The following is a 7,422-nucleotide window of genomic DNA, read 5'->3' on the forward strand; positions in this document are numbered from 1 at the left end:
GGCCTCCCGCCGGAGGGGGTCAGGCGACCTCGAAGTCGAACAGGGCAATGGAGGAGTACATGCCCGTCTCGTCGACCCGGTCCAGCCTGAACCCGGGGACGACCCAGGAGGCCTCGAAGTCGGCCCCGATGTCCAGGGCGAGGTCCATGGCGGGATCGTCGACGTCCTGGGCCAGGGTGACGTGGGGGTGGTAGGGGAAGCGGAGCGGGCGGTCGAGAGGACCGGTGCGGATGTCGTCGGCGAGCATGCGGCACTGGTCGTCGCCCTCGTCCACGCCGAGGAACGCCACCTGGGAGGCCGGCCGGAAGGTGCCCGCCCCCCTCAGGGTGATCCTGAAGGGCTGGTGGCGCTGGGCGACGGAGCGCAGGTGCCGGATGACCTCGGTCCGGCGTGACGAGGGCACGGACACGGGGGGGAGCAGCGTGACATGGGCCGGCACGAGGGAGCCCTGGAGGTCCCCGAGGCCCAGCCGCAACTCGGTGAGCTGGGTGACCCAGGGTTCGGGGATCGCGATGACCACTCCGAGCCAGTCCTGGCCGGGGGACCGCTGGGGAAGGAACATGGACCACCTGTGCGCCGTCGGGGCGGGGGGACCCCGTGTGGAGGGACCACGCTCCCGCGTGAACCCCCCAATAGTAGTGGCCGGGAGAGGCGGGCGCAGACGCCCCGGTCCCCCGGCGGCACGGCGGCGTTGCCCCCGGGCGTCGTGTGGTCGGCGCCCCGGCTGGCTGCTGACGCGTCCCACCGGGTGTGCGCCGGTCGCCCGGCGTTTCGTGGAGGCGGCCTGCACTAGGATTGGGGAGGTCCCACCCCGATGACGGGAAGGACCGCACGACACAGGACCGGGGACGAACAGGGGCGCCGGGGAAGGTGACTGCGCCGGGGCACCAGTGCGCGCGGCACCGGCGACGGCCGCCGCCGAGGGACACCCCGTCCACCGACAACATGGGTTCCCGGACCGCTGGTCCGGGACCGGGGTGTGGTTGTCCGACATCGCACCCGCGAAGATGCCGAACCAGTGAAGGACGTGTGGTGACAGTGACAGCCGAGTACCGCGACGCCTGGAGTGCCGAGTTCGGGATCGACCGCGTGGGATCCCTCATGCGCGAGATCCTGGGGGAGGAGCCCGATGGCGTCTGGAGTGCGCCGGGGCGGGCGAACCTCATCGGGGAGCACACGGACTACAACGGTGGCCTCGCATTGCCCATCGCGCTGCCCCACCGGGCCTTCGCCGCGCTGCGAGTGCGCCCGGACCGCACCTTGCGCCTGACCTCGGGCCAGGAGAGGGACGTCATCGAGATCGATCTCGACCGCCCCCGCCCGGCGGACGGCCCCGATCCCGTCCACGGCTGGACCGCCTACGTCGCCGGTGTCCTGTGGGCACTGGAGTCGCGGGGGTACGGTCCCCTGCCCGGTCTCGACGTGGTCGTGGACTCGGCAGTGCCGCTGGGTTCCGGTCTGTCCTCCTCCGCGGCGCTCGAGTGCTGCGTGGCCATCGGGGTGGACGAGGTCGCCCGCCTCGGACTCGGGGGGGACGAGGACGGCCGGATCATCCTGCAGGGTGCCGCCATCGAGGCCGAGAACCGCTACGCCGGTGCCAACACCGGTGGCATGGACCAGGCGGCCTCCCTGCGGGCGCGTGCCGGACACGCGCTGCTCCTGGACTGCCGGACCCAGGCGGTCCGCCAGATCCCCTTCGACCTGGCACCCAGCGGGCTCGAGGTGCTCGTCATCAACACCCGGGCCAAGCACTCCAACAATGACGGGCAGTACGCCCAGCGCAGGGCGGACTGCGAGGAGGCGGCGCGGATCCTCGGCGTGGACCTGCTGGTCGAGGTCGCACCCCGGGACCTGGACTCCGCACTGGGTCGGCTGCCTGACGACCGTCTGCGTCGGCGCGTGCGCCACGTCGTCACCGAGATCGACCGCACGCGACGCACGGCGGCACTCCTGGAGGGCCAGGAACTGACGCGCGAGACCTTCGAACAGGTCGGGGACCTGTTCAGTGCCTCCCACGACTCCCTCCGTGACGACTACGAGGTCACCTGCCCGGAGCTCGACGTGGCGGTGGACACGGCACGCGCGCGTGGCGCGCTCGGCGCCCGGATGACGGGGGGAGGTTTCGGCGGGTCGGCGATCGCGCTCGTGGACTCCGACCGGGTGCAGGACTTCGCCGATGCCATCGAGGCGTCCTTCGCGGAGCACGGGTTCCGGTCCCCTGAGTTCCTGGTGGCCCTCGCCTCGGGACCGGCGGCGCGCGCCTGAGCCGTGGCGGGCGGGCACAGGGCGTCCGGCCCTGCCCACGGGACTGCCTGTCCCGCGGGGTTCGTCGGGCCACGACTGCCTGTTCGCTCGGACGCGCCTCGCCGGCGTTCCTCACGTGGGTGCACAGGACATGCGTTGACCTGCGCCTGTGTCTCCCGCCCAGTCCGTGCACATCCCAGGCTCCGCAGCGAATGGGCAGTCGTGGCAGCTGTACGCCACGACCACCTGTTCCGTCGCGATCGTGGTCATGTGCGGATCTCCGGTGGCGGCCCACGACATGCCGGTCCTGGTGGCTTCTCGTCGCGCGTGACCACCTCGCCGGGAGCACTCGACGCAGCGTGCGACCGTCACGGCGGGTGCGGATCCCACCCCCTGCCCGGGACGGGGGCACTAGGGTGGTCGGGTCCTGACCGGAGCCGGAGGAGGAGAGCATGGGTGTGAGGAAGCAGGCCCTCGGGGTCGCGGGTGGGGCCGGACTGTTCACGGGAGGGGTCGCCATCGGGCGGCTCCTGCGCCTGGACAACCAGCGCGGGGACTACCGCAGGGCCTGGGAGGACCACGACCTGGCCACCCTGGCCTGGCTGGACGGGCTCGCCTCCACGGACACGCCCCAGGACCGTCGCCCCTACACGATCGTCTCCCTCGGGGACTCCGCCACCCAGGGCATCGGGGCATCCCGGGTCCAGGAGAGCTACCCGGCCCGCCTCGCCGCCGCCATCGCCCAGGCGCTGGACCGCGAGGTCGCCCTGCTGAACCTGTCCATGTCGGGTGCCACCACCGAGTCCGTCGTCCTCACCCAGCTGCCCCAGTTGCGTGGCCTGGACCTCCCCGGCCGCGGCACCACTCCCGACCTGTTCACGCTCAACATCGGCGGCAACGACGTCATGGTGGCCGACATGTCGGAGGAGGCCTTCACCGCACACGCCGAGGAGATCGCCTCCGCCCTCCCCGCCGGTTCGCTGGTGGGGAACATCTCCTCCTTCGGGGTGCTGCGCACGGAGACCCGAGCCGCGGAACTGTCCCGGATCCTCGGGAAGGTCGCCGAGTCCCACGGCCACCACGTCGTCGACCTGAGGGCCCTCAGCCAGGAGTTCTCGGTGGCGAAGTACACCTTCGGCTACCACGCGGCCGACCTGTTCCACCCCAACTCGGCCGCCTACGCCGACTGGGCGCAGCGCTTCGCGGACCAGTGGACGCAGGCCAACGGCCTTCCCCCCGTCCTCGTCTCCGAGGCGCCCGAGTGGGAGATGCGTTCGGCGAGGGTGGCACAATCGGGGGCATGACCTCTCCCGATGGGCCCTGGCTGGTGGTCGGCCTGGGCAATCCCGGGCCGGAGTACGCACGCACGCGCCACAATGTCGGTCACATGACCATCGACGTCCTGGCCCGGCGTGCCTCCGCCCGACTCACCGCACACCGCACCGGCACACATGTGGCCGAGGTGCGCCTCGGCACCCTCCCCGGGGGCGTCCCGGGGCCACGCGTGGTCCTGGCCACCTCAGACTCCTACATGAACACCTCCGGTGGGCCGGTCGGGCGCCTCGCCCGGTTCCTGGGGATCGGCGCCGAGCACCTGCTGGTCCTCCACGACGACCTCGACCTGCCCGCCCACGAGCTGCGTCTCAAGAAGGGCGGCGGGGAGGCCGGGCACAACGGTCTCAGGTCGATCTCCCAGGTGCTCGGCACCCGCGACTACACCCGGCTGCGCATCGGCATCGGCCGACCACCCGGCCACCAGGACCCTGCCGCCTACGTCCTGGCCCCCATCACCCAGCGGGACATGGGGGAGTGGGACGTCACCCTCGAACTCGCCGCGGACGTGGTCGAGGACGTCGTCCTGCGGGGCTTCGCCGAGGCCCAGCAGACGCTGCACTCCCCGCACGACCAGTGACCACGCACCACACACCCGGAAGGTACTGACCTCGTGAAGCTCGACGGACTCCTGGGACTCCTCTCGCGCGACCGCGCGGTCGACTCGGTGACCGCCTCCATGGCCCGGCGTGCCTCGGGCACGCTGGTCGCACCCATGGGTGTGCGCCCCCCCGTGGTGGCCCTGGCCGCGGCGAAGCCCGGCATGTCGACACTGGCCGTGGTCACCGCCTCGGGGCGGGACGCCGAGGCCATGGCCAATGCACTGCGCGCCTGGACGGACGGCGTCGAGGTGCTCCCCGCATGGGAGACCCTGCCCCACGAGCGGCTCTCGCCCCAGGCCGACACGATGGCCAGGCGTGTGGCCGTGCTGCGCCGCCTGGCCCACCCCGTGGCCGGGGACCCGCACGCCGGGCCGATCCGGATCCTGGTGGTACCGGTGCGTGCCCTGCTCCAGCCGGTCATCCGCGGGCTCGGGGACCTCGAGCCCGTGCGCGTTCGGGTCGGCGACGTCGTCGACCTGCCCGATCTCACCCAGCGCCTCGCCGACCTGGGCTACGAGCGTGTGGACATGGTCGAGGCCCGCGGCCAGATGTCCGTGCGGGGCGGCATCCTCGACGTCTTCCCACCCCAGGAGGCCCACCCTCTGCGCCTCGAGCTCTGGGGCGACGAGGTCGAGGAGATCCGCTGGTTCTCCGTGTCCGACCAGCGCACCCTGGGGGACTCCGCGGAGGGCCTGTGGGCCATCGCCTGCCGGGAGCTGCTCCTCACCCCCACGGTGCGCTCGCGGGCCCGGGAGGCCGCCACCGCCCTGCCCGGCGCCGCCGAGATCCTCGAGCTCGCCTCCGAGGGCATCCCGAGCCCCGGCATCGAGTCCCTGGCGCCCGTGCTGGTCGACGGCATGGACAGCCTGGTCGACCTCCTCCCCGATGACTCGGTCCTCGTCATGTCCGACCCCGAACGCGTCCGCGCCCGCGCACAGGACCTGGTGGCGACCACCGAGGAGTTCCTCCGCGCCGCCTGGTCGGCCGCCGCGGGCGGCGGGAAGGTGCCGGTGGAGGCGGGGACGGCCTCCTTCCTGTCCCTCGACGAGGTCTGGGGCAGCGGGTCGCGTCGGGGCTGGTGGCAGTTCACCTCCCTGCCCCCCGCCGAGCTCGCCGAGGCGCTCGCGGACACCGCGGACGAGGGCGACGCCCCTGCGCCCACCCCGGGTCCGTCCGGCGTGGCGGGGCCGGGTGCCACCGCCGGGCGGGACACCGCCGGTGTGGACGCCACCGACCCCGACACCACCGACCCCGACGACCTCGACGTCACCGATCCGGACGACACGGCCCCGCCCTCGTCCACGGACCCTGAGCGGGACGCAGCCCTGTCGGGCACCGCACTGCCCGGAGGGCTGCTCGCCCACGAGCCGGTCGCCCGGGTCGTCTCCCCGTCCCTGGCCGTCGTGGGCGCACGCGAGGTGCGGCCCTACCGCGGGGACTTCGCGCGCGCCTCACGCGACCTCGGGGCGCTGGTGCGCGCCGGGTGGCACCTGGTCGTCACCACCGAGGGACCCGGACCGGGGCGGCGCATCGCCAGCATCCTCTCCGAGGCGGGGGTCGCGGCCCGCGTCGTCGACGACGTCGCCCACGAGCCGGACCCGGCCGTCGTCCACGTCACCACCGCCTCCGCGGGCGTCGGCTTCGTCATGGCCGCCCAGCGTCTCGCGGTGCTCACCGAGGCCGACCTGACGGGCCGGGCCGGGGCCACCACGCGGGACATGCGGCGCATGCCGTCCAGGCGTCGCAAGGGCGTGGACCCCCTGACCCTGCACCCCGGGGACTTCGTCGTCCACGAGCAGCACGGTGTCGGGCGCTTCCTGGAACTCGTCTCCCGCAAGGTCGGGCGCGGGGACGCGGCCGTGACCCGTGACTACCTGCTCATCGAGTACGCGCCCTCGAAGAAGGGTCAACCGGGGGACCGGCTGTTCGTCCCCACCGACTCCCTCGACCAGGTCACCAAGTACTCCGGTTCCGACCAGCCCTCCCTGTCGCGCATGGGCGGGGCGGACTGGGCGAAGACCAAGCAGCGGGCCCGCAAGGCGGTCAAGGAGATCGCCAAGGAGCTGATCCGTCTCTACGCCGCGCGACAGGCGACCAAGGGCTACGCCTTCGGCCCCGACACCCCCTGGCAGCGCGAACTGGAGGACGCCTTCCCCTACGTGGAGACCCCCGACCAGCTCGTCACCATGGACGAGGTCAAGGCCGACATGGAGAAGCCCGTCCCCATGGACCGCCTCCTCACCGGCGACGTCGGCTACGGCAAGACCGAGATCGCGGTGCGTGCCGCATTCAAGGCCGTCCAGGACGGCAAGCAGGTGGCGGTCCTCGTGCCGACGACCCTGCTGGTCCAGCAGCACCTGGAGACCTTCACCGAGCGCTACGCGGGCTTCCCCGTCGACGTGGCCACCCTGTCGCGCTTCTCCACCCACAAGGAGGCCGAGGAGGTCCGCCAGGGCCTGGCCTCCGGCAAGATCGACGTCGTCATCGGCACCCACTCCCTGCTGACGGGCACCGTGCGGTTCAAGGACCTCGGCCTGGTGGTCATCGACGAGGAGCAGCGTTTCGGCGTCGAGCACAAGGAGACCCTCAAGGCGCTGCGCACCGACGTCGACGTGCTGTCCATGTCGGCCACCCCCATCCTGCGCACCCTGGAGATGGCGGTGTCGGGGATCCGGGAGATGTCGATCCTGCAGACCCCGCCCGAGGAGCGCCAGCCTGTCCTCACCTTCGTCGGGGCCTTCACCGATGCCCAGGTCAGTGCCGCCATCCGTCGTGAGCTGCTGCGCGACGGGCAGGTGTTCTACGTCCACAACCGGGTGGAGTCCATCAACTCCGTGGCCGCCCACGTCCAGGAGCTGGTGCCGGAGGCGCGGGTGCGCGTCGCCCACGGGAAGCTCGGGGAGCACGAACTGGAGAACGTCATCGTGGACTTCTGGAACCACGAGTTCGACGTCCTCGTGTGCACGACCATCGTGGAGACGGGTCTGGACATCTCCAACGCCAACACCCTCATCGTCGACCGGGCCGACGTCTTCGGGCTCTCCCAGCTCCACCAGCTGCGCGGTCGCGTGGGACGAGGGCGGGAGCGGGCCTACGCCTACTTCTTCTACCCCGGGGACCGCACGCTCACCGAGACCGCCCACGAGCGCCTGCGCACCATCGCCCAGAACACCGACCTGGGGGCCGGGTTGGCCGTGGCCCAGAAGGACCTGGAGATCCGTGGTGCCGGCAACCTGTTGGGTGG

Annotated in this window: 5 protein-coding genes; 4 read left to right on the forward strand and 1 reads right to left on the reverse strand. The window is 72.3% G+C overall.

Features of this window, described 5'->3' with window-relative positions; translation table 11 throughout:
• Positions 1 to 19 precede the first annotated feature (19 nt).
• Positions 20 to 562, reverse strand: coding sequence for a 2'-5' RNA ligase family protein (locus TA90_RS09460; protein ID WP_043535958.1), 543 nt, complete (start codon positions 560 to 562; stop codon positions 20 to 22).
• A gap of 467 nt (positions 563 to 1,029) precedes the next feature.
• Between TA90_RS09460 and galK the strand changes: the two genes are divergently transcribed.
• From galK to mfd, 4 genes are all read left to right on the forward strand, one after another.
• The gene (galK, locus tag TA90_RS09465; protein ID WP_407921587.1) at positions 1,030 to 2,265 is read left to right on the forward strand and encodes a galactokinase; all 1,236 of its coding nucleotides are present in this window, start codon (positions 1,030 to 1,032) and stop codon (positions 2,263 to 2,265) included.
• 431 nt (positions 2,266 to 2,696) lie between these two features.
• Positions 2,697 to 3,548 (forward strand): SGNH/GDSL hydrolase family protein, encoded by an 852-nt coding sequence (locus TA90_RS09470; protein WP_043535959.1) that lies wholly within the window; start codon positions 2,697 to 2,699, stop codon positions 3,546 to 3,548.
• Positions 3,545 to 4,156, forward strand: coding sequence for an aminoacyl-tRNA hydrolase (gene pth / locus TA90_RS09475; protein ID WP_043535960.1), 612 nt, complete (start codon positions 3,545 to 3,547; stop codon positions 4,154 to 4,156). Before TA90_RS09470 ends, pth begins: the two co-directional genes overlap by 4 nt.
• A 33-nt stretch (positions 4,157 to 4,189) precedes the next feature.
• Positions 4,190 to 7,422, forward strand: a 3,233-nt coding sequence (gene mfd / locus TA90_RS15625; RefSeq protein WP_043535961.1) for a transcription-repair coupling factor, incomplete at its 3' end; no start/stop codon positions are given.

Origin of the sequence: Actinomyces polynesiensis (assembly GCF_000820725.1) — a bacterium.
In the GTDB taxonomy this organism is placed as follows: domain Bacteria; phylum Actinomycetota; class Actinomycetes; order Actinomycetales; family Actinomycetaceae; genus Pauljensenia; species Pauljensenia polynesiensis.